The 19,662-nt window shown below is 71.0% G+C and carries 22 protein-coding genes and 1 tRNA gene; 18 read left to right on the top strand and 5 right to left on the bottom strand.

Going from position 1 to position 19,662, the window contains the following annotated elements:
* The first annotated feature begins 158 nt into the window (after positions 1-158).
* From BN4251_RS14365 to BN4251_RS14400, 8 genes are read left to right on the top strand one after another with little or no spacing between them, the layout of a single operon-like run.
* Complete coding sequence (locus BN4251_RS14365) at positions 159-872, top strand: FHA domain-containing protein (protein ID WP_087485725.1); 714 nt, start codon at positions 159-161, stop codon at positions 870-872.
* Positions 873-879: 7 nt separating this feature from the next.
* Positions 880-1,407 carry an FHA domain-containing protein FhaB/FipA gene (locus BN4251_RS14370; RefSeq protein ID WP_087485726.1) on the top strand — a complete coding sequence of 176 codons (528 nt, stop codon included), beginning with the start codon at positions 880-882 and terminating at the stop codon, positions 1,405-1,407.
* Positions 1,404-2,792, top strand: a complete 1,389-nt coding sequence (locus BN4251_RS14375; RefSeq protein WP_087485727.1) for a Stp1/IreP family PP2C-type Ser/Thr phosphatase — start codon at positions 1,404-1,406, stop codon at positions 2,790-2,792. Before BN4251_RS14370 ends, BN4251_RS14375 begins: the two co-directional genes overlap by 4 nt.
* Positions 2,792-4,183, top strand: coding sequence for an FtsW/RodA/SpoVE family cell cycle protein (locus BN4251_RS14380; RefSeq protein WP_087485728.1), 1,392 nt, complete (start codon positions 2,792-2,794; stop codon positions 4,181-4,183). Before BN4251_RS14375 ends, BN4251_RS14380 begins: the two co-directional genes overlap by 1 nt.
* Positions 4,180-5,625, top strand: a complete 1,446-nt coding sequence (locus tag BN4251_RS14385) for a peptidoglycan D,D-transpeptidase FtsI family protein (RefSeq protein WP_087485729.1) — start codon at positions 4,180-4,182, stop codon at positions 5,623-5,625. Before BN4251_RS14380 ends, BN4251_RS14385 begins: the two co-directional genes overlap by 4 nt.
* Entirely contained in the window at positions 5,622-7,190 is a 1,569-nt protein-coding gene (locus tag BN4251_RS14390) for a serine/threonine-protein kinase (protein ID WP_087485730.1), read from the top strand. The genes BN4251_RS14385 and BN4251_RS14390 overlap by 4 nt, the downstream gene beginning before the upstream one ends.
* Complete coding sequence (pknB, locus tag BN4251_RS14395; protein ID WP_087485731.1) at positions 7,187-9,352, top strand: Stk1 family PASTA domain-containing Ser/Thr kinase; 2,166 nt, start codon at positions 7,187-7,189, stop codon at positions 9,350-9,352. The genes BN4251_RS14390 and pknB overlap by 4 nt, the downstream gene beginning before the upstream one ends.
* Entirely contained in the window at positions 9,339-10,007 is a 669-nt protein-coding gene (locus BN4251_RS14400) for an anthranilate synthase component II (protein WP_087485732.1), read from the top strand. The genes pknB and BN4251_RS14400 overlap by 14 nt, the downstream gene beginning before the upstream one ends.
* Here the strand turns inward: BN4251_RS14400 and BN4251_RS14405 are convergent.
* The 3 genes from BN4251_RS14405 to BN4251_RS14415 are packed head-to-tail and all read right to left on the bottom strand — an operon-like array spanning position 9,991 to position 11,677.
* The gene (locus tag BN4251_RS14405) at positions 9,991-10,182 is read right to left on the bottom strand and encodes a hypothetical protein (RefSeq protein WP_087485733.1); all 192 of its coding nucleotides are present in this window, start codon (positions 10,180-10,182) and stop codon (positions 9,991-9,993) included. The genes BN4251_RS14400 and BN4251_RS14405 overlap by 17 nt on opposite strands.
* Positions 10,182-10,928 carry a class E sortase gene (locus tag BN4251_RS14410; RefSeq protein WP_087485734.1) on the bottom strand — a complete coding sequence of 249 codons (747 nt, stop codon included), beginning with the start codon at positions 10,926-10,928 and terminating at the stop codon, positions 10,182-10,184. Before BN4251_RS14410 ends, BN4251_RS14405 begins: the two co-directional genes overlap by 1 nt.
* Complete coding sequence (locus BN4251_RS14415; RefSeq protein WP_087485735.1) at positions 10,925-11,677, bottom strand: DUF881 domain-containing protein; 753 nt, start codon at positions 11,675-11,677, stop codon at positions 10,925-10,927. Before BN4251_RS14415 ends, BN4251_RS14410 begins: the two co-directional genes overlap by 4 nt.
* A 114-nt stretch (positions 11,678-11,791) precedes the next feature.
* Here BN4251_RS14415 and BN4251_RS14420 point away from each other — a divergent pair, with 114 nt between their 5' ends.
* From BN4251_RS14420 to BN4251_RS14430, 3 genes are all read left to right on the top strand, one after another.
* Entirely contained in the window at positions 11,792-12,256 is a 465-nt protein-coding gene (locus tag BN4251_RS14420; RefSeq protein WP_087485736.1) for a cell division protein CrgA, read from the top strand.
* A 126-nt stretch (positions 12,257-12,382) separates the two neighbouring features.
* Positions 12,383-13,453, top strand: coding sequence for an LppM family (lipo)protein (locus BN4251_RS14425; protein ID WP_170931975.1), 1,071 nt, complete (start codon positions 12,383-12,385; stop codon positions 13,451-13,453).
* Positions 13,454-13,477: 24 nt separating this feature from the next.
* Positions 13,478-13,553, top strand: a tRNA-Arg gene (locus tag BN4251_RS14430).
* On the opposite strand, the gene BN4251_RS19010 is transcribed toward BN4251_RS14430, so the two are convergent.
* Positions 13,516-13,836, bottom strand: coding sequence for a helix-turn-helix transcriptional regulator (locus tag BN4251_RS19010; RefSeq protein WP_212647643.1), 321 nt, complete (start codon positions 13,834-13,836; stop codon positions 13,516-13,518). The genes BN4251_RS14430 and BN4251_RS19010 overlap by 38 nt on opposite strands.
* Before the next feature lie 86 nt (positions 13,837-13,922).
* Between BN4251_RS19010 and BN4251_RS14440 the strand changes: the two genes are divergently transcribed.
* Positions 13,923-14,153: a helix-turn-helix transcriptional regulator gene (locus tag BN4251_RS14440; protein WP_087485737.1), complete on the top strand. Its 231-nt coding sequence runs from the start codon at positions 13,923-13,925 to the stop codon at positions 14,151-14,153.
* Between the two features lie 8 nt (positions 14,154-14,161).
* On the opposite strand, the gene BN4251_RS14445 is transcribed toward BN4251_RS14440, so the two are convergent.
* Positions 14,162-14,635: a hypothetical protein gene (locus BN4251_RS14445; protein WP_087485738.1), complete on the bottom strand. Its 474-nt coding sequence runs from the start codon at positions 14,633-14,635 to the stop codon at positions 14,162-14,164.
* A 127-nt stretch (positions 14,636-14,762) separates the two neighbouring features.
* Here BN4251_RS14445 and BN4251_RS14450 point away from each other — a divergent pair, with 127 nt between their 5' ends.
* The 6 genes from BN4251_RS14450 to BN4251_RS14475 all read left to right on the top strand — a co-directional run bounded on the left by BN4251_RS14450 (position 14,763) and on the right by BN4251_RS14475 (position 19,642).
* A complete protein-coding gene (locus tag BN4251_RS14450; protein ID WP_087485739.1) occupies positions 14,763-15,227 on the top strand; it encodes a hypothetical protein in 465 nt (154 codons plus the stop codon).
* Positions 15,224-15,595, top strand: a complete 372-nt coding sequence (locus BN4251_RS14455; RefSeq protein ID WP_087485740.1) for a hypothetical protein — start codon at positions 15,224-15,226, stop codon at positions 15,593-15,595. Before BN4251_RS14450 ends, BN4251_RS14455 begins: the two co-directional genes overlap by 4 nt.
* 631 nt (positions 15,596-16,226) lie before the next feature.
* The gene (locus BN4251_RS14460) at positions 16,227-16,907 is read left to right on the top strand and encodes a hypothetical protein (RefSeq protein WP_087485741.1); all 681 of its coding nucleotides are present in this window, start codon (positions 16,227-16,229) and stop codon (positions 16,905-16,907) included.
* Entirely contained in the window at positions 16,904-17,158 is a 255-nt protein-coding gene (locus tag BN4251_RS14465; RefSeq protein WP_087485742.1) for a helix-turn-helix transcriptional regulator, read from the top strand. Before BN4251_RS14460 ends, BN4251_RS14465 begins: the two co-directional genes overlap by 4 nt.
* 79 nt (positions 17,159-17,237) lie before the next feature.
* Positions 17,238-17,417 carry an HNH endonuclease gene (locus BN4251_RS18065; RefSeq protein ID WP_281255322.1) on the top strand — a complete coding sequence of 60 codons (180 nt, stop codon included), beginning with the start codon at positions 17,238-17,240 and terminating at the stop codon, positions 17,415-17,417.
* A 92-nt stretch (positions 17,418-17,509) separates the two neighbouring features.
* Positions 17,510-19,642, top strand: coding sequence for a terminase large subunit (locus BN4251_RS14475; protein ID WP_140398450.1), 2,133 nt, complete (start codon positions 17,510-17,512; stop codon positions 19,640-19,642).
* Positions 19,643-19,662: the final 20 nt, after the last annotated feature.

The raw sequence follows: 19,662 nt of genomic DNA on the forward strand, positions 1-19,662 counted from the left end.
GCACGATTCCCACCCGGCCTCCCCGCCGCGTGATCCCGGGATCTCCCTGCTCACGCGTTACGATCTGGGGGCGAGCAGCCTCGTTCCCACCCTCCCCCGAGGGCTCGGCCCGATGTCGCTCGCGCACCTGGCAGCCACAGCGAGAGCGAAGGACCACCGTGGGGATCTTGGATCGGATCGAGCGCGGCCTCGATCGCGGCGTGACGAGCATGTTCTCGCCCGGCCGCGGACAGCTCAAACCGCTTGACCTGGCACAGGGCCTCAAGCGCGAGTGCGATGACCAGATCCAGGTGCTCGACCGCACCCGGACCCTCGCCCCGAACGTGTACACGGTCTACCTGCACTCCCAGGACTTCGAGCGCTTCGCCTCCTGGCAGGACACCCTGCTGGACGAGCTGCAGCGGGTCCTCACCGAGCACGCCGACAAGCAGCGCTACATGTTCGTGGGCGCCGTGAGCGTCGACCTCGAGCAGGACGACGAGGTGCGTGCCGGGCGCTTCGAGACCGAGTCCCGCACCGAGCGCGGCAGCGTCGCGCCCGCCACGGGGGCCGCGGCCTCGGGCGCGGGCGGCAGCCCGATCATCGAGATCGACGGCCAGCAGTACCTGCTCACGGGCCCGGTCACGGTGATCGGCCGCGGCGGGGACGCGGACATCATCCTCGAGGACACCGGGGTCTCCCGTCACCACCTCGAGCTGCGCGCCGAGGAGGACGGGACCCTGATCGCCACCGACCTCGGCTCGACCAACGGCACCTTCGTGGACGGGGAGCGGATCCGCACGCCCGTCACGCTGCACGACCGCTCGCTGCTGAAGATCGGACGCACCCGACTGACCGTGATGCTCCCTGCTGCCGGCCCGGTCAGCTGGTGAGCGCCCCATGAGCGAACTGACCCTGGTGGCCCTGCGTCTGGGCTTCGTGCTCGCGCTGTGGCTCTTCGTGATCGTCGTGGTGCTGGTGCTGCGCAACGATCTGTTCGGCACCACCGTGGTGACCCGGTCGAGCCGTGATCCGCGGCGCGAGCAGCGTCCCGCTTCCGGGCCGATCGGCGGTGCCGCCGCCGAGGCGGGCACCGATCCCGCCCAGCTGCGCACGGACCCGGAGGTGACGCAGGCCGCGATGGTGGTCACCGCAGGGCCGTTGCGGGGCACATCGCTGACGCTGGGCTCCACCCCGATCCTGATCGGTCGGGCGCCCGAGTGCACGCTGGTGCTGGATGACGACTACGCCTCCAATCGGCACGCCCGCGTGTTCCAGCGCGAGGGCGAGTGGATGGTGGAGGATCTGGGCTCCACCAACGGCACGCTGGTCTCGGGCCGACGCATCGAGGGTGCCGTGCCCTTCCGTCCGGGCGCCCAGGTGCGGATCGGCCGCACCGAGATCGAGCTGAGACGAGGTCCTCGATGAGCATCGCCCTGCGGTACGCCGCCCGCTCCGACGTCGGCCTCGTGCGGTCCAACAACCAGGACTCCGGCTATGCCGGCTCCCACCTGCTGGTGGTGGCCGACGGCATGGGCGGTCACGCCGGCGGCGACGTCGCCTCCTCGGTCGCGATCGGCCGCCTCGCCCAGCTCGACTCCGAGACCCCGGCCTCGGACATCGTGGCCACCCTCGAGGAGACCGTGCTCGAGGCGAACCAGGAGATCCTGCGCCGCGCGCGGGACGAGCCTCAGCTGCGGGGCCTGGGCACCACGATCACCGCGCTGCTGCGCGCCGAGGGGAAGTTCGCCCTCGCCCACATCGGTGATTCCCGCGCCTACCTGCTGCGCAAGGACGAGACCACCCAGATCACCAAGGACCACACCTTCGTGCAGCGACTGCTGGACGAGGGCCGGCTCACCGAGGAGGAGGCGGAGCGCCACCCCCAGCGGTCGGTGCTGATGCGCGTGCTCGGCGATGTCGACGCCGATCCCGAGCTGGACCTGTCCCTGCGCCCCGCCCATCCCGGGGACCGCTGGATGCTGTGCTCCGACGGCCTGTCCGGCCTGGTCTCGCTGGACACGATCGATGCGACGCTCAAGGAGATCGACGATCCCGGCGAGTGCGCGGAGGCGCTGATCCAGCTCGCCCTCAAGGGCGGCGGGCCCGACAACATCACCTGCATCATCGCCGACGTGATCGACCTGGACACCCTGGGCCGTCACGACGAGGCGCCCTCGTCGGCGCCCCAGATCGTCGGCTCGGCGGCCCGCAACCGCCATGCGCCGACGGCGGCCTCCGGCCCGGCGGCCAAGGCCGCGGCGCTGACCCGCGAGGAGCCCGAGGCGCCCTACGAGGACGAGGACTTCTCCGAGGAGGAGCCGCCGCGGCGCAGCCCCTGGCCGGCGCTCGCGGTGCTGATGCTCCTGCTCGCCCTGCTGGGCGGGCTGCTGTGGGCGGGCTACGCGTGGTCGCAGCGCCAGTTCTATGTGGGCACCGACGGCACCCACGTGGTGCTCTACCAGGGCCTGGCCCAGGATCTGGGGCCGATCTCGATGTCCGAGCCGCTCGAGGTCACCGACATCGAGCTCGATGACCTGCCCGAGGTGACGCGTCAGCAGGTGGAGCGCTCGATCTCCGCCTCGGATCGCGAGTCCGCCGAGCAGATCATCGACCGTCTCGAGCAGGCCGCGCTCGCGAACCAGCCTCCCGCGCCGCCCGTCCCGTCGGACGCCGGCGGAGCCTCCGATGCGGGCGGTGCCTCCGATGCCGGAGGACGCGCGGAAGAGGAGGAGGGCGCCGACGAGATCGAGCCCCTGCCCACGCGCACCGACCGCACCATCCCCCCGCCCGATGAGGGCGAGGAGACCTGATGGCCACGATCGTGTCCTACACCGCGCGCCCGCGCCGCCTCATGCAGGGGCTGCTGCTGCTGTTCGCGGTGATCATCGGGGTGGGCGCCTACGCCCTGGTGGGGCTCGGTCGGCATGATGAGCTGCCCGAGAACCTGCTGCAGCTGGGCGTCGGCGCGCTCGTGCTCGCGATCGCGCTGCAGGTCGCGGTCATGTGGCGCACCCCGTACGCGGATCCGGTGATCCTGCCGATCGTGATGCTGCTGAACCTTTTGGGCATCGCGATGATCGAGAGCATCCACGCCGCGAACGCGATCTACGGGATCCGCAGCTCGGCCAGCGCGGACCGGCAGATGCTGTGGACGATCCTGGGCGTGGCGCTGTGCATCGCGGTGGTGGTGCTGCTGCGCGACCACCGGCGGCTGCGCCGCTACACGTGGATCAGCGCCCTGGTGGGCGGTGTCCTGCTGCTGCTGCCGCTCGCTCCCGTGATCGGCGACTCCCGCAACGGCTCGAAGATCTGGATCAGCATCGCGGGCTACAGCTTCCAGCCCGCGGAGCTGGCCAAGATCGCCTTCGCGATCTTCTTCGCCGGCTACCTCGTCTCCCGCCGCGACACCCTCGCCCTCGCGGGCCCGCGCGTGCTCGGCGTGCAGCTGCCTCGCTGGTCGGACTTCGGCCCGATCCTGGTGGCGTGGGGCTTCGCGATGGCGGTGCTGGTGTTCCAGACGGACCTGGGCACCTCGCTGATGTTCTTCGGCCTGTTCGTGGTGATGCTGTACGTGGCCACCGACCGGCTCAGCTGGCTGGTGATCGGGGCGGTGATGTTCCTGCCGCCGGCGGTGTTCGCCGCCACCCAGATGGGGCATGTGCGCACCCGCATCACCTGCTGGCTGGATCCGCTCTCGAGCGCGAACTACTCCTCGTGCGAGCAGATCAGCCAGGGCCTGTTCGGGCTCTCCAACGGGGGGCTCACGGGCGCCGGCCTCGGCGAGGGGCGGCCCGACGTGGTGCCCCATGCGGAGTCCGACTTCATCTTCGCCTCCTTCGCGGAGGAGCTCGGGATGGTGGGCTCGTTCGCGCTGCTGCTGCTGTACCTGCTGCTGGTCCAGCGCGCGATCCGCGCGGCCGTCGGCATCTCCGACGGCTTCGGCACCCTGCTGGCCGGCGGCCTCGGCTTCGTGATGGCGCTGCAGGTGTTCGTGGTGGTCGGCGGGGTGACGCGGGTGATCCCGCTGACCGGCCTGACCCTGCCCTTCCTCGCCGCCGGGGGCAGCTCCCTGGTGTGCAACTGGATCATCGCCGGGATCCTGGTGCGGCTGTCCGATGCGGCCCGTCGGCCCGCCGCGAGGCAGGTCCCCGGCGGCGCCGCCCCGCCCGCTCCCCGCCGTGGTCAGGAGGTGACCGCATGAACAAGCCCCTGCGCCACGTGTGGCTGGTGACCGGCCTGCTGTTCATCCTGCTGTTCACCTCGACCACCTACTTCCAGGTGATCGCCCAGAACCGGTTGAACGCCCACGGCCAGAACGACCGCACCCTCTACAACGAGTACGGCCGCCATCGCGGCCCGATCGTGGTGGACGGCGAGGCGATCGCGAGCTCCCAGGAGTCCGGGGACACCTACGGCTACCTGCGCAGCTACGACCCGGGCGGAATGTACGCCCCGGTGACCGGCTACTACTCGGTGGTCTACGGGTTCACCGGCATCGAGCGCTCCCTGAACGAGACCCTCTCGGGGGATGCGGACGCGCTGTTCTACCACCGTCTCTCCGCGATCCTCTCGGGCCGGCAGGGCCAGGGCGCGAGCGTCGAGCTGACCCTCGACGCCGGCGCGCAGGAGGCCGCCTGGGAGGCGCTGGACGGCCGACGCGGCTCGGTGGTCGCCCTGGATCCGGAGACGGGCGCGGTGCTCGCGATGGTCTCCGCCCCCAGCTTCGATCCGAACCGTCTGGCCTCGCATGACACCGGCGCGGTGAGCCGTGCCTGGTCGGAGCTGAACGATGATCCGGACCGCCCGCTGACCAACCGCGCGATCGGCGGGGCCCTCTCCCCGCCGGGCTCCGCCTTCAAGCTCGTGGTCGCCGCGGCGGCGCTCGAGTCCGGCGAGTACACCGCCGAGACGGAGATCCCCGGCCCGGGCACCTATCAGCTGCCGAACTCCTCGGCGGTGATGAACAACCGCGCCGCGGGCGGCACCGAGCCCTGCGGGCCCGATGACGTCTCCACCCTCGCCGAGGCGCTGCGGCAGTCCTGCAACACCTCCTTCGCGATGCTCGGCACGGAGGTGGGCGAGGAGCAGCTGCGCGAGACCGCGGAGGGCTTCGGCTTCGGGCAGCGGCTCGAGATCCCGCTGTCGGTGACCCCCTCGACCATCGGGTCCGAGCTGGATGCGGCGCAGCTGGCGACCACCTCGATCGGGCAGTACGAGACCCGGGTGACGCCGCTGCAGATGGCGATGGTGGCCGGGGCGTTCGCGAACGACGGCGTGGTGATGGAGCCGCAGCTGGTCCAGGCGGTGCGCACGAACGATCTGTCCACGGTCGCCGAGCTCAGCCCGAAGGAGCTGGGCCAGCCGGTGACCGCGGCGAACGCCGCCCAGATGCGGCAGATGATGGTCGGCGTTGTCGAGGACGGCACCGGCGCCGGTGCCGCGATCGAGGGCGCCGAGGTGGGCGGCAAGACCGGCACCGCGGAGTGGGGCGAGGATCGTGCGCCGCACTCCTGGTACGTCGGGTACGGACAGCAGGGGGACCAGAAGATCGCGGTGGCGGTCCTGGTCGAGGAGGGCGGATACGGCTCGCGCACCGCGGCGCCGATCGCCAAGGACGTGATGGAAGCGGTGATCCAGCCATGAGGACGCAGCCGGGACTCGTGCTCGAGGGACGGTACGAACTGACGTCGCTGATCGCCACGGGCGGGATGGGCCAGGTCTGGAAGGGCCAGGACCAGGAGCTCGACCGCGAGGTCGCGATCAAGGTGCTGCGCGAGGAGTACGCGGGGGACGAGGGCTTCCTCAAGCGCTTCCGCGCCGAGGCCCGCCACACCGCCGCGCTCGCGCACGACGGCATCGCCGCGCTCTACGACTACGGCGAGCTCGACGGCCGCGCCTACATCGTGATGGAGCTCTGCCCGGGCCGGCCCCTGTCGGAGATCATCGAGGAGAACACCGGCGGGCTGCCCGAGAAGCGGGTGGTGACGCTGCTGATCGAGCTCGCGCGGGCGCTGGACGCCGCCCACTCCAAGGGCGTGGTGCACCGCGATGTGAAGCCGGAGAACATCCTGGTCGACGAGGACGACGACTGGTCGATGAAGATCACCGACTTCGGGATCGCGCGCAGCAAGGACCAGGCCCGGCTGACCAAGACCGGCCTGGTGATGGGCACCGCCCAGTACCTCTCGCCCGAGCAGGCGATGGGCAAGCAGGCCACCTCGCTCTCGGACATCTACGCGCTGGGGATCGTGGGCTACGAGATGCTCAACGGTCGCCGCCCCTTCACCGGCTCGAGCCAGGTGGAGATCGCGATGGCGCAGGTCAAGCAGCAGCCCCCGGCGCTGTCGGAGGAGATCAACGAGGACCTGCGGCGCCTGATCATGATGATGCTCGCCAAGGCGCCCGCGAACCGTCCGCGCTCGGCGTCGGCGGTCGCCCGGATCCTCGAGGCGATCCAGCGCGGTGTCGAGCCGCGCTTCACCACGGGCGCGATCCCGGCCTCCCGGGTAGAGGACCACGACTGGACCGGCGAGAACCGGGTGCGTCCGAGCGCCTCGGCGGCCAGCCCCTCCATGGGCGGGGCCTCGGCGAGCGGCGCCTCGGCGGGCAGCGCGAACGGGAGCGGTCGCCGCCCCGGCGCCTCCCCCACCGGGACCCGCACCGCGGCGATGCCGCTGCCGCTGTCCGGTCGCGGGCGCGGCATCCGTCACCGCTCCGGGGCGTCGGGCCCCTCGGCGCTGTCGGCCGCCTCGGCCGGCTCCGCGCCGCGCCGCTCGGCGGGCTCGGCCCGGTCGGCCGCCTCTCCGGCGCCGCCGCCGCGCTCGGCGCGTCGCTCCTCCCCCGGCGCCGCCTCGACCACCGCCGCGCAGGGTCAGGGGCTCGGGCCGACGGAGGAGCCGGGCAGGGCGTTCGGCCAGGAGGCCTTCGCCGACGTGGACACCCCCGCCTCCTCGCGGACCGTGCGCGGCACCTCGGTGACCGGCCGACGGATCGCCGGGATGACGGTGCCGGGGTTCGCGCTGGTGGTGCTGGTGGTGATCGCGATCATCGCCGCGGTGCTGGGCGGGCTGGGGATGCTCCCCTTCGGCGCGGCGGGCCCGCTGCCCGAGATGGGGATCGCCGGACCGGCGACGGATGAGGGGATGTCAGCGACTACGATGGTCGGGTCGGTCGGTGTCGGCCACGGCACGAGGACAGGTGTGGAGTGAGCGAGAAGAACGTGGTCCTGGGCGGTCGATACCACCTGGGCAGGATCCTCGGGACCGGGGGCATGGCAGAGGTGTTCCTCGCGGAGGACACCCGTCTGCATCGCACGGTCGCCGTGAAGGTGCTGCGCTCCGATCTCGCCCGTGATGCGAACTTCCAGGAGCGCTTCCGGCGCGAGGCGCACAGCGCGGCCTCCCTGAACCATCCCTCGATCGTCGCGGTCTATGACACCGGCGAGGAGCATCAGAGCACCGTCACCGGCACCGATGTGACCATCCCGTACATCGTGATGGAGTACGTCGAGGGCCGCACCCTGCGCGAGCTGATCGATCCCGAGAACCCGATGGACGCCCATCAGGCCGGGGAGATCATGGCCGCGCTGCTGAGCGCGCTCGAGTACTCCCACCGCGCAGGGATCGTGCACCGGGACATCAAGCCCGGCAACATCATGATCAACGAGGCCGGCAACGTGAAGGTGATGGACTTCGGGATCGCGCGCGCGATCGCGGACGCCACCAGCGCGATGACCGCCACCCAGGCCGTGATGGGCACCGCCCAGTACCTCTCCCCCGAGCAGGCGCGCGGCCAGCTGGTCGATGCCCGCTCGGACATCTACTCCGCCGCGTGCGTGATGTTCGAGATGCTCACCGGTCGCCCGCCCTTCACCGGCGACACGCCCGTCTCGATCGCGTACCAGCACGTGCGCGAGGAGCCGCACCCGCCCTCGGCGTACAACACGGTGATCACCCCCGCGATGGACGCGGTGATCCTCACGGGTCTGGCCAAGGACCGCGAGCAGCGCTACCCCAGCGCCGTCGCCTTCTCCCGCGACATCGCCGCCGTGGTGGGCGGGCGCGCCCCCAGCCTGATCCCGGCGGCCGCTGCCGCGGGGGATGATCCCGAGGCCACCACCGTGCTCGGCCCGGTCGACGACGCCACCGAGGCGCTGCCCGCGATGGCGGGCGCCGGCGCGGTCGGCGCCGCGGGTCTGCGCGCCCAGAGCTGGAACGGGGCCTCCGCGACGACCCCCACCACCGGACCGCTCGCCCTGCACACGGGCGAGCAGGTCGAGGAGGTCGAGGAGCGCAAGAAGCCCTGGTGGCTGTTCATCCTGGTGGCCGTCGCCGTGCTCGCGCTGATCGGTGCGGCGATCGCGGTGTTCGATCCCTTCGGCCAGCGCGGCCCCGAGATGGAGGTCGTCCCGGGCGTCGTGGGCGAGACGGAGGAGGATGCCGGCACGATCCTGCGGGACGCAGGGTTCAAGCCGTCGTTCACCCCGCAGGAGTCCCAGGAGGTCGAGGCCGGTCTGGTCATCGAGACCACCCCGGGCGAGGGCGAGGAGGCGGAGGTCGGCTCGACCGTCGAGGTCCTGGTCTCCGCCGGGCCCGAGACGGTGCAGGTGCCCGAGGATCTCGAGGGCAAGACCCGCGATCAGGCCCGCGAGGCGCTCGAGGAGGTGGGCCTGGTGATGGTCGAGGGCGACCCGGAGAACGTGCCCCAGGAGCAGGGGACGGTCTCCAGCACCGATCCGCTCGGCGGCGCCCCCGTGGAGAAGGGCTCCGAGGTCGAGGTGCGCCTGGCCTCCGGCAAGGTCGAGGTCCCCAACGTCACCAACACCCCGTTCGAGGACGCCAAGAAGACCCTCGAGGACCGCGGCTTCACGGTGCCCGACCCGTCCGCGCGCGAGTCCGAGGACGAGGAACCCGGCACGGTGCTGTCCCAGACGCCCGAGGCCGCAGACGGTCCGGCCGACTACGGCTCGAGCGTGACCCTCGTGATCGCGGCCGAGCCCGGCCCGGTCACGGTCCCGAACGTCAACGGCCACCCCGTCGAGGACGCCTCGACCACCCTGCGCGAGGCCGGCTTCGGCCTCACCACCACCACCGAGCCCTCCGACTCCGTGCCGGAGAACCACGTGATCCGCACCGAGCCCGGGGCGAACGAGCCCGTCGCGAGCGGCTCCGACATCACGATCGTGGTCTCCTCCGGGCCGGAGGAGACGCAGTCGCCGACCCCGTCGGAGTCCCCCAGCCCGAGCGAGTCGCCGAGCGAGGAGCCCTCGGAGGAGCCCAGCGACGAACCCACCGACGGTGAGGACAACGCCCAGGGCAATCGCGGTCCCGGCAACAACAGCGGAGGCGGGCGCGGCAATGGCGGCAACTGAACGTGAGGACCGCCCGGCACGGATCCTGGTGGTCGACAACTACGACAGCTTCGTCTACACGATCGTCGGCTATCTCCAACAGATGGGCGCCGAGACGGTCGTGGTGCGCAACGACGAGGTGCCGCAGGCGGCCGACGGCGGCGTGGATCTGGCGGGCATGGACGGGGTGCTGATCTCCCCCGGCCCCGGGAATCCGAGCACCGCAGGGCGCTCTCTCGAGGTGATCGGGGCCTGCGCCGCGCAGGCGGTGCCGATGCTCGGGGTGTGCCTGGGCCATCAGGCGCTGGGCCAGCACTTCGGGGCGACGGTGGATCATGCCCCGCAGCTCATGCACGGGCGCACCAGCGAGCTCACCCATGAGGGCGCGAGCGTCTTCGCCGGGGTCCCCTCCCCGATGACGGCGACGCGCTACCACTCGCTGAGCGTGGTGCCGGAGACGATCCCGCCCGAGCTCGAGGTCACCGCCCGCACGGCCGACGGCATGGTGATGGGCCTCGCGCACCGCGAGCTGCCCCTGCACGGGGTGCAGTTCCATCCGGAGTCGGTGCTCACCGAGAACGGTCACCTGATGCTGGCGCGCTTCCTGGAGCTGTGCGACGGCCGTGACGCCGTCGAGCGCTCGGCGGGGCTCGTGCCCCTCATGACCGCGGGCTGAACCGGCCCCCGGGCTCGGGCGCGCCGACCAGCCCGTCGTTGAAGGGCATGTACGGCGCGATCGCGGGGAACACCCAGCCGAACAGCGCCACGATCACCGCAGCGAGCAGCAGCACCGTGAGCACGATCCGCACCCACAGCGGCCCCGGCAGGTGCCTGAACAGCCAGCCGTACATCAGCTCTCCTCCTCGCTCCCGGGGGCGCCGTCCCCCGTGGCGAGCGCCTCGGGGATCCCGTCCTCGCGGTCCGTCCAGTACGCGAACTCGGCGTGGACGATGTACCGCTCCCGCGCCGAGAACATCGGATGGCAGGCGGTGAGGGTGAGCAGCTGCTCGGTGGGCTCGACCCCGGGCTCGCCGGGCGTCGGTGCGATCACCTCGACGTCCTGCGGCATCACGATCAGCGACTCGGTCACCTCGTAGACGTAGAAGGCGTCGGCCGTCTCCACCACGATCGCGTCCCCGCCCTCGAGGCGGGCGATGTCCTCGAACACGCGCCCATAGGTGTTGCGGTGGCCGGCCACCGAGAAGTTGCCGACCTCGCCGGGCAGGGCCGTCTCCGGGTAGTGCCCGGCGCCCTTGACGTTGAGCACCTCCTCGAGGCTCACGCCCTCGGCGAGGGGGAACTCGGTGCGGTCGAAGGCGGGCACGTGCATCTTGCCCCACACCATGGTGTCGCCGGGCGTCTCGGGCACGGGCGGCGGGCCCTCCTGGCGGGGCGCGATCTGCTCGGGGTCGACCTCTCCCCATTCCTGCTCGAGGCCGTCGATGATCCCGGACTGCTCGCGATCGGCGACCACATCGGTCCACCACAGCTGCCACACCAGGAACAGCAGCAGGAGCACGCCGAGGGTCAGCAGCAGCTCGCCGAGCACACCGATCAGCGTGCCGCCGCGACGTCGGCGATGGGTGGGGCGGCTCATCGGATCACCGTCGCCTCGACGGTGAGGGAGCCCTCGAAGGCGGGCAGGGTGGTCTCCTCGAGCGTCTCGACCTTCTCGCCGAGGCCCACGTGGTCGACCCATTCGCGGTAGACGCCGACGCCCGGGTCGCTGTCGAGCCCGGCCTGCATCTGTTCAACCGGCCCGATCACGGTGATCACGAACGGCGGGGAGTAGACGCGACCCTCGAGCAGCAGGGTGTTGCCCGCGCAGCGGAAGGCGCTGCCGTTGATGACGCGCTGGTCCTGGAGCATCATCGCCTCGGCGCCGGAGGCCCACAGCGCGTTGATGTAGGACTCGAGGTCCTGCTGGTGGACGACGAGGTCGTTGGGCTCGGTGCCGGGGATGGAGCTGAGCGCGCTGCTGGGGGCGTCGGTGAGGGTGACCCGCAGCGCCGGCCCGCTGACCTCGCTCAGCCCCACCGCCTCGCCCACCTGGGCGGTGCGCTCGGCGGTCTCGGCACCGGCGCCCTCGCCGCGCAGGCGCTCGACCTCGGCCCGCTTGGCGACGTTGTCCTCGGTGAGCTGCTCGATGCTGCGGCCCCTCTCCTGGAGCACGCCCACCACGTCGCTGCTCTCGTCACGGATCGAACCGCCGCCGGAGAGGCGCGCGGTGGTGGCGAACAGGACGCCGCACAGCACCATCACGGCCACCACACCGATCTTCTGGTGCAGGCGCGCGGGAGGTCGCTCGGGATGCTCGGCAGCAGGCCGTGCGTCCTCAGCATCCATCGTGGCTCCTCACTTCGCGCCCTCGGCCCACGAGCATTACCCTAGACCAAGGTCCGCCCCTGCGGACCCGCGGGCACGCCCGCGCCGCCCGCCGCGTCGAGGGAGCACCGTTACATGGCCAAGAGCAGGAAGAAGCCGTCCTCTCGGGCGACATCGAGCGCGAAGGCCAAGGCCACGGAGGATCTCGAGACCAGCAGCGCCGGCTCCGCGAAGGACCCTGTCACGAAGCCCTCGAAGAAGCCCGCCTCGGGCAAGGATCCCGTGACGTCCACGGGCGGCGCCACGCCCAAGGGCGGCGAGGTCATCGAGAAGGCCAAGGACTCCACGCGCTCCACCTCGGTGAAGAAGGCCGCGGCCGCGGAGAGCTCGCGCACCTCCGGCCGACGCGTCGCGGTCGCGACGCAGAACCCCGCCTGGCTCGCGCCCACTGCCGTGGTGCTGCTGGTGCTGGGTCTGCTCTACCTGGTCACCTACTACATCTCGCAGGGCCTGCTCCCGCTGCCGATCGGCGACTGGAACCTCGCGGTGGGCTTCGGCGTGCTGATGGTGGGCGGCGGAATGCTGATGTTCTGGAAGTAGTCGCCCGTCGGCGACCGCGCGATGGGGAGTTGTCCCCAGCGCGCCGCTGGCCATGCCCGGGTAGGGTGATTCCTGACGGGTGTCGGCTCCGGCACCTGCCACGGATCCAGCGACCCCGGGGGCATCATGACCACCATCTCCACCAGGCGACGTCTCGCCGCCGCGCTTCTGCTGCCCTTCGTGATGGTGCTCGCCGGATGCGGGAAGTTCCATGCGGAGTTCGACGTCCAGAGCGCCGACACCATGAACGTCAGCTACGACTTCGCCCTCGACGAGGACCTGGCGCGCAGCGGCTTCGACACCGCCCAGGCGATGTGCGACAGCCTGGTCGAGGAGATCTCGGTGGCCGGCGAGCTGGCCCCGGATGTCGAGGCCTATGAGGAGGGCGGCCAGTTCGGCTGCCTGATGACCGGTGTGATGAACGGTGACAACCTCCCCTCGGACATCACCCTCGAGGAGGTGGACGGCGAGATCCACCTGAGCATCGCCGGGCTCGGCTCGGTCGAGGACCTCTCCGGTCCCGGCGTGGACATCTCCTCCTTCGATTTCCGCACCACCTTCACCTTCCCGGGCGAGGTCATCGAGTCCTCCGGCGGTCAGGTCGAGGGCAGCACCGTGACCTACACCGATCCTCAGGAGTTCGCCTCCGGCGTGGACATCCGCGCGGAGGCGGGCGGCTTCCCGTGGCTGATCGTGGTGGTGGTCGTGGTGCTGCTGGGCGGTCTGCTCCTGCTGCTGCTGGCTGTGGCGGCTTTCTTCGTGATCCGGGCTCGTCGGAACAAGAGCGGCGGCGCCGGCCCGCCGGCCGGCTACGGCGCGGCCGCCGGTGCAGGGGCGGGAGCTCCCGTGCCCCCGGCCGCTCCGCAGTCCCCCCAGGCCCCGCAGGCGGCCAGCCCTCCCCCGCGCCGCAGCAGGGTGGCGGTCAGCAGGGCGGCGGTCAGCAGTGGGGTCAGGCCTCGCCGCCTCCGCCTGCGCCGCACGAGGGTCAGCAGTGGGGCCAGCAGCCGCAGGGCCAGCAGCCGCCGCAGGGCCAGCAGGGCGGTCAGCCGTGGAACCAGCCTCCGGCGCCGGGGCAGCAGCCTCAGCAGCCTCCGCAGAATCCGGGCTGGTGACCGCACTGCGGTGAGCCTCCAGGAGCGGTGTGAGCAGGGTCATGGCTCTTGGATTGGCGCCGATCTGAACGGCCCGCTAGAGTAGTTCAGGTCGGTTCAGGCCGACAAAGCGCCCGTAGCTTAACGGATAGAGCATCTGACTACGGATCAGAAGGTTGGGGGTTCGAATCCCTCCGGGCGCGCCACACTCGAGGCCCCGTCACCACCAGGTGACGGGGCCTCTCCCGTTTCGATCCACGAGATCGGCACGCCCGTCGAGAGCGCCCACAGCTTGAGCGTCGAGCGCCGAGGCGTGCTCTGCCCACGCTCGGCGGCGTTGACGCCCTGGCGTGACAGGCCAGCGTGCTCGGCGAACTGCGACTGGTCCATGCCTGTCATCTCCCGCGCCTTGCGCAGGCGATCGGCGATCGTCCACTGAGGAATAGTGCCCGGCTGATAACTGATGGTCATATGACTAACCCTAGTCATGTGACCGACAGATGACTATGCCCTAGATCCGAAACAGGCACGTGTCGCCTTGACGACACATGCTCGCGTAGTGCATCATCCGACGCATGACCACAACGCGACTTCTGTCTAGTTCGGGAGTTGCCGAGCGCCTCGGCATCTCTCGGCAGACCGTCCCGCAGTGGGTTGCCGCGGGCAAGCTCAACCCTGTCGGCAAGATCGACGGCCCGAGCGGTGCCTACGTCTTCGACGTGGAGCAGATCGACAGCCTTGCTGCTGCCCGCGCTGCCGAGCTCACTGACGAGCTCGCCCGTCTCACCACTGAGGTGACGCGATGATGCGCCGCTCAGTCCCAGGCGGCGCGTGGCCGGTACTGGTATCCGCGTCCGAGCATCAGGGCGGCGCTGTACTCGACGCCCGCCCCGCTGGTGTCCACCACGTCGGCCGACAGCTGGACCACGCCAACGTGCACCCCGGCACGAATCGCTGCATCGAGCGCGCCACCCGGACGCACGCTCGCCTGACCGAGCTTCGGCCCTCCGCTGATGCTGCCGCGCTTGACCGTGAGCAGCTCGTGCACTTCAACCTTGGGAGCACCGCTGGACGTGCGTCCCGGCGCGAGGACCGCCCAGACGTTGCGCCGGCGCTTGCCGTCAGCGAGCCGCAGTCGATCGGCCTGGAATCCGGCTCCGAGCGCAGCCTCGACCACCTCGCCCTGCCACTCGACGGGCGCCGGTCCCTTCCAGGGCTTCGGCGGGCCACCACCGCTCATCTTGTCGAGTACGGCATTGGCCTTGCTGAGCATCTGTCTGATCTCCATGCCGCTCAGCCTATGGCGGTGACCCGATGAGCGCGCACGAGGTCGAGATGCTGCTGACCGCAGCCCTGCTCTCCACTGTCCCCGTGAGCGCCGTCGCTCTCGTCGTGCACCTTATCCGGGGCAGACGATGACCGGCCGCACGCTCAAGCACGGCACGCAGACCGGCTACGCCTACCACGGGTGCCGGTGTGCTGACTGCACCGATGCGCACCGGCTCGCCGAGGCCGGTCGCCGCGCCCGACGCGCTGCCCGCCTCGCAGCAGACCAGGACATCCCCCACGGCAAGCCCAACGGGTACAGCACGTTCGGATGCCGGTGCGAGCCGTGCCGGCAGGCGATCAGCGAGTACCGCCGTGACCTCCGGCAGCGCCGCAAGAACGGCGACCCGATCCGCAAGCTCGCGCCCCGCCGCCCCGCGCCCGCGCCGCCCGAGTGCGAGCGCCTGCACGCCGATGCCGTGCTCGACGTGCTCGAGGCCCGCGCCCGCGTGCTCGAGAAGGCCGTCTCCCGCCGGCACCCCGGCGCTGCCCAGCGCCGCATCGAGGTGCTGCAGCTGCTCGCCGCTCTCAAGCGCCACGGGATCGCCCGATGAGCGCCCCGGTGCAGCTCGACCTGCTCTCGCAGCTCGACTACGACCCCCGCCACGACGCCCAGCGCGCCCTGATGCTCCGCTACCTCGACGGCAAGCCCGAGACCTACCAGGACCGCTACGACTTCTGGTGCCTCACCCCCGGCGAGGCATGCCCCGGCTGTGGGTACGTCTTTCGCGCCGGCGGGCACGACTCAAGCGGCGACCACCACATGACGCCCGGCCGCACCGAGTGCGAGGGGCGCATCGCCTACCGCAAGCACGCGCAGCACGCCGCAACGCACGGCACCCCTGCCGACCTCGAGCGCGCTATCAGCGCTGCCGCGCCCTGCTGGGCCGCTGACGACCTCCGCGCCGAGGTGACCGCATGACTACCCCCGCACGCGCTAACGCGCCGCCCTGACCGGCCTGCTGACAACTCCATAGCATCCCCGCGCACTGAGCGGGGCGACTGCCCAGGGCGAGACACCGGGACGCGCACGAGCCGACTGCCAAAGGGCTCAGGGATGACGGACTCCCTCATTCAGTGTTCCGGCTCCGATGAGTAGGCGCGATCGGTCAAGGCAGGCCCGGACGATCACACAGCACCCCTCCACCGACCTGCTCAACACCCCGGCCCTGACCAGATGAGTAATCCCCATCAGGTGACCCGCGACCGATCGACGGCATACCGACCGACCGACCGGAGTGTGCTGGTCCTCCCCAAAGCCTGGGGGGACCAGTCTCCCTCCCTCCAACTCCCTCTCTCCCTCCCAGAGTGATCCCACCCCACCAGCAGGCACCAGGAGGTGCAGCAGATGCCCTACAACACCAAGATCACCAGCTCGCCGATGCACACACACCCCTGCCCCCTCTGCTCCCGACCTACCCGCCGTGACGGCCGCTGCCGCACATGGAACTGCCTGAACCGCTTCCCCGATCCCGCCGAAGCACGAGAGCAAGCCCTCGCCGAGATGCGCGAGACCATCCGCACCGCACGACAGAACAGAACGGATAGATCCCATGACTGAACCCATCCAGACCCCCACCGGCACCCTCACGATCCAGCGAACCTACGAGGTCGGCCGCACCTTCGTGATGGTCACCAAGGACGAAGACAGCAAGGGGTTGCGCGTCCCGACCTTCGAGCTGCTCGCCGCAATCGACGCCGCCGAGCCCGAGTCGATGCGCGCCTACCTCCGCGAGACCGTCGAACACACCTACCTCGAGAACATGGCCGTGCCGGCCACCGAGCGCGACACCATCAGCGAGTCGATCGCATCGTTCAAGGGCGAGACCACCGAGCGCGAGATCCCCGAGGCCGACTCCCCCCGAGGACGTGGACGAGCACCCGGCCCCGGCCGTCACCGAGCGCCTCGCCCTGCTCGAGTGGATCGCCACCCTGTACCCCGAGGGCACCTGGGATCAGCACCGGTGCGCCGTCGAGTGGGTGCTCGACCGATGACCGCCCGCGCCGAGTCCGTCGCCCCCGTCTCCACCGAGACCCGGCAGCACCTCCGCGCCCACCGCGACGAGCTGCACTCCCTCGCCGGCACGCTCGAGGTCACCCGCGACGAGCTCCGCGCCGACGCGCTGCTCGGCGCACCGATCACCCTCGACACGCTCCGGCTCGTGCGCGACGCCGCCGACCTGCTCACCATCGCCGCCCGCCGCCTCGACCCCGACCAGGAGACCACCCGATGACGACCACCCCCACCCCTCGCGTGGCCGGGCGCGTGCCGGCACAGTGGCAGGTGCTCACCAGCGAGCAAGCTGCCGAGGCCCTGGGCATGTCCCCCGAGGCCCTCCGCACCCTCCGCTCCCGAGGGGGTGGCCCCCGGTACCGGCAGCTCTCCCCCTCCCGGATCGGGTACACAGTCGGCGATGTCGTCGCCTACCTAGAGCAGTGCTCGGTGGAGCCGAAGGGGAAGGGCAAGCGCAGTGGGAGCGCGTGATGCCTGGTCCTCGATCCCGTACCGGCAGCGGCAAGCGATCAAGGGAGAGCTGCTCGCACGCGATGGACTCGTGTGCTGTGTGTGCAAGACACCGATCGCATCGATGAGCGTCGCAACGATCGAGCACAAGCGTGAGCGCAACGCAGGAGGAGCACTGCTCGACTACAACAACCTCGGCCTCGCGCACCCGCGATGCAACTACGGCCGGCACGGATCGTCGCAGCGGACGCGAGTGATCGACGCGCGCGCGTTCTTCTGACGTGGCGACACACAGAACACCCCGCGCCCCGCTTCTTTTTCCCCGACCCGCCCACCAAAAAACGGCTCTGACCAGGAGGGATGCGGACCCGCATGGCACGCTCCACCACCACCCCGACGCCCCCCGAGATCGGGGCAGATCAGCCTCGATCGTCCGTGATGTTGCCCGGTCTGGACCCGAAGCAGCCCGATCTCGCCGAGCTCGAGCTCGCCACGCGCCGAACGATCGCGGCACGCGAGGCACAGGGGCTGCTCGATGACCTCGACGCGGCGATGATCGCTCTCGCGATCGCTGACGCGCGCAAGCTGGACCTCACGATCGACCAGGGACGGCCGTCCGGGCGCGCCAAGCTGATCCAGGCGATGAGCGACGTTCTCGAGGGCATCCCCGCACCGGATGACGAGTCCCACGACGCGCTCGACGCCTTCCTGGCCGCGATTATGGGCCACCAGCTCGAGGACGAGGACGAGCAGCGCGACCAGTACCTGCCGATGGTGGAGCCGCCCGAGCCGGGGACCGGGATGCAGGAGACCGGCGTTCGGTGGACGCTCCGCGCCCGCGCCGAGGCCGGACTGTCCCTCGCCGCGTGGGAGGCGCACGAGCGGCTCGCGCTCATGGCCGCGCACGACCTCGACCGCGCGCTGACCGTCGGCGCGCCGTCCGGGTACGCGCTGCTGGCCGGCGTGATGCAGACCGTGCTCGAGCGGCTGCCACGCCCCGAGACCGTGGACTCGACCGCTCTCGATGAGCTGCTCGCCGCCGTAGTCGAGCCGCCCGAGGCGAACCCGTTCACCGCGCTGCCGCCGGCGAAGCACCACCCCGAGCGTGACGAGTCCTGGCTCTCCGAGGGCGAGGAGATCGCGGCGCTGAACCGCGCCCGTGGCCGGCACCTGATGCCGTGGCAGCGTAAGGCGATCGACGTGGCGACCGAGTACCGGCTCGATGACAAGGGCCGTCGCCGGTACCGGTACGGCGAGGTGGTCATCACCGTGCCCCGGCAGTCCGGCAAGACGGATGTCGTCGGCCCCGTCCAGCTGCACCGCGCGATCACCCGCGGCGAGCCGACCGCGTGCTGGTACACCGCGCAGACCGGTGCCGACGCGCGCAAGCGCATGATCGATCTGATCCAGGCCGTCGAGGAGTCCCACCTCCGCGTGCTGTTCACCTCGACCCGCGCCGCCGGCGCCGAGGGGCTCAAGGTCAACGGCCGCCCCGGCTCGCACGTCTCCCGCTTCTCGCCCACGTTCTCGGCGCTGCACGGCGAGCACCCGCACCTCGTGACGATGGACGAGTTCTGGCACTACCGGAAGGATCTGGGCGACGCGCTGGACGGCGCGATCGAGCCGGGACAGATCACCCTCGGATCGCGCGCGCAGACGTGGCGGATCTCCACGATGGGCACGCACGCGAGCGACTACATGAACGAGATCGTAGAGCGCGGCCGCGCCGGCACCGACGAGAACATGTGCTACATCGAGTACAGCCTGGCCGACGGCGCGGATGCGTTCGACCCCGAGGAGTGGCCCCGCTTCCACCCCGCCGTGGGAAACACCATCTCGGTCGGCGACCTCGCCAAGCGCGCCGAGCGCGCGCAGCAGTCCCCCGCCCGCATCGCCACATGGAAGCGCGCCTACTGCAACGTGGTTGTCGCCTCGGACGGCTCCCTGATCGACCTGGCACGGTGGGACGACCTGCACGAGGAGGTGCCCTCGCCGCCCCGCGGCACCGTCACCTACGCGCTCGAGGTCGCCCCCGACGCCGTCTCCGCCTCGATCCTCGCCTGCTGGCGCGACGCCGACACCGGCCGCCGCTGTGTGCGGATCTTCGAGCACCGCCCAAACCCCGGCGAGTGGCTCGTGTCCCGCGTGCACGAGCTGTTCGACCAGTACGAGCCCCGCGCAGTTGCTGCCGACGCCGCCGGCCCCGCATCCCGCTTCGTCAAGCAGCTCACCGATGCCGGGCGCGAGATCCGCACGCTGAGCTATGACGAGTACGGGCAGGCTACCGAGGGGCTGCTCGAGGCCGTCGGCGAGGACGGCGACCTGATCCAAGACGGCACCGACGAGCTCCGCGGCCAGGCCGCCGTCGCCGAGGTCCGCAAGAGCAACGGCGTGCGCCGATTCTCCCGCGACGGGGACCGGCCGATCCCCTCGATCATCGCCGCCGCCGTCGGCCTGTACGCGCACGAGTACCCCGAGCCGTCTGCCGCCTCGATCGTGCTCTGACCGCCCCCGCTGTCACGCCC

It is taken from the genome of Brachybacterium massiliense (assembly GCF_900184245.1).
In the GTDB taxonomy this organism is placed as follows: domain Bacteria; phylum Actinomycetota; class Actinomycetes; order Actinomycetales; family Dermabacteraceae; genus Brachybacterium; species Brachybacterium massiliense.

Bases quoted from the DNA above. Each gene is read 5' to 3' on its own strand.
- BN4251_RS14380 (WP_087485728.1), top strand. From the start codon at position 2,792: ATGGCCACGATCGTGTCCTACACCGCGCGCCCGCGCCGCCTCATGCAG.
- BN4251_RS14475 (WP_140398450.1), top strand. From the start codon at position 17,510: ATGGCACGCTCCACCACCACCCCGACGCCCCCCGAGATCGGGGCAGAT.
- BN4251_RS14370 (WP_087485726.1), top strand. From the start codon at position 880: ATGAGCGAACTGACCCTGGTGGCCCTGCGTCTGGGCTTCGTGCTCGCG.
- BN4251_RS14390 (WP_087485730.1), top strand. From the start codon at position 5,622: ATGAGGACGCAGCCGGGACTCGTGCTCGAGGGACGGTACGAACTGACG.
- BN4251_RS14450 (WP_087485739.1), top strand. From the start codon at position 14,763: ATGACCGGCCGCACGCTCAAGCACGGCACGCAGACCGGCTACGCCTAC.
- BN4251_RS14455 (WP_087485740.1), top strand. From the start codon at position 15,224: ATGAGCGCCCCGGTGCAGCTCGACCTGCTCTCGCAGCTCGACTACGAC.
- BN4251_RS14440 (WP_087485737.1), top strand. From the start codon at position 13,923: ATGACCACAACGCGACTTCTGTCTAGTTCGGGAGTTGCCGAGCGCCTC.
- BN4251_RS14420 (WP_087485736.1), top strand. From the start codon at position 11,792: ATGGCCAAGAGCAGGAAGAAGCCGTCCTCTCGGGCGACATCGAGCGCG.
- BN4251_RS14385 (WP_087485729.1), top strand. From the start codon at position 4,180: ATGAACAAGCCCCTGCGCCACGTGTGGCTGGTGACCGGCCTGCTGTTC.
- BN4251_RS19010 (WP_212647643.1), bottom strand. From the start codon at position 13,836: ATGACTAGGGTTAGTCATATGACCATCAGTTATCAGCCGGGCACTATT.
- BN4251_RS14445 (WP_087485738.1), bottom strand. From the start codon at position 14,635: ATGGAGATCAGACAGATGCTCAGCAAGGCCAATGCCGTACTCGACAAG.
- BN4251_RS14375 (WP_087485727.1), top strand. From the start codon at position 1,404: ATGAGCATCGCCCTGCGGTACGCCGCCCGCTCCGACGTCGGCCTCGTG.
- BN4251_RS14465 (WP_087485742.1), top strand. From the start codon at position 16,904: ATGACGACCACCCCCACCCCTCGCGTGGCCGGGCGCGTGCCGGCACAG.
- BN4251_RS14460 (WP_087485741.1), top strand. From the start codon at position 16,227: ATGACTGAACCCATCCAGACCCCCACCGGCACCCTCACGATCCAGCGA.
- BN4251_RS14400 (WP_087485732.1), top strand. From the start codon at position 9,339: ATGGCGGCAACTGAACGTGAGGACCGCCCGGCACGGATCCTGGTGGTC.
- BN4251_RS14425 (WP_170931975.1), top strand. From the start codon at position 12,383: ATGACCACCATCTCCACCAGGCGACGTCTCGCCGCCGCGCTTCTGCTG.
- BN4251_RS14410 (WP_087485734.1), bottom strand. From the start codon at position 10,928: ATGAGCCGCCCCACCCATCGCCGACGTCGCGGCGGCACGCTGATCGGT.
- BN4251_RS14415 (WP_087485735.1), bottom strand. From the start codon at position 11,677: ATGGATGCTGAGGACGCACGGCCTGCTGCCGAGCATCCCGAGCGACCT.
- BN4251_RS14405 (WP_087485733.1), bottom strand. From the start codon at position 10,182: ATGTACGGCTGGCTGTTCAGGCACCTGCCGGGGCCGCTGTGGGTGCGG.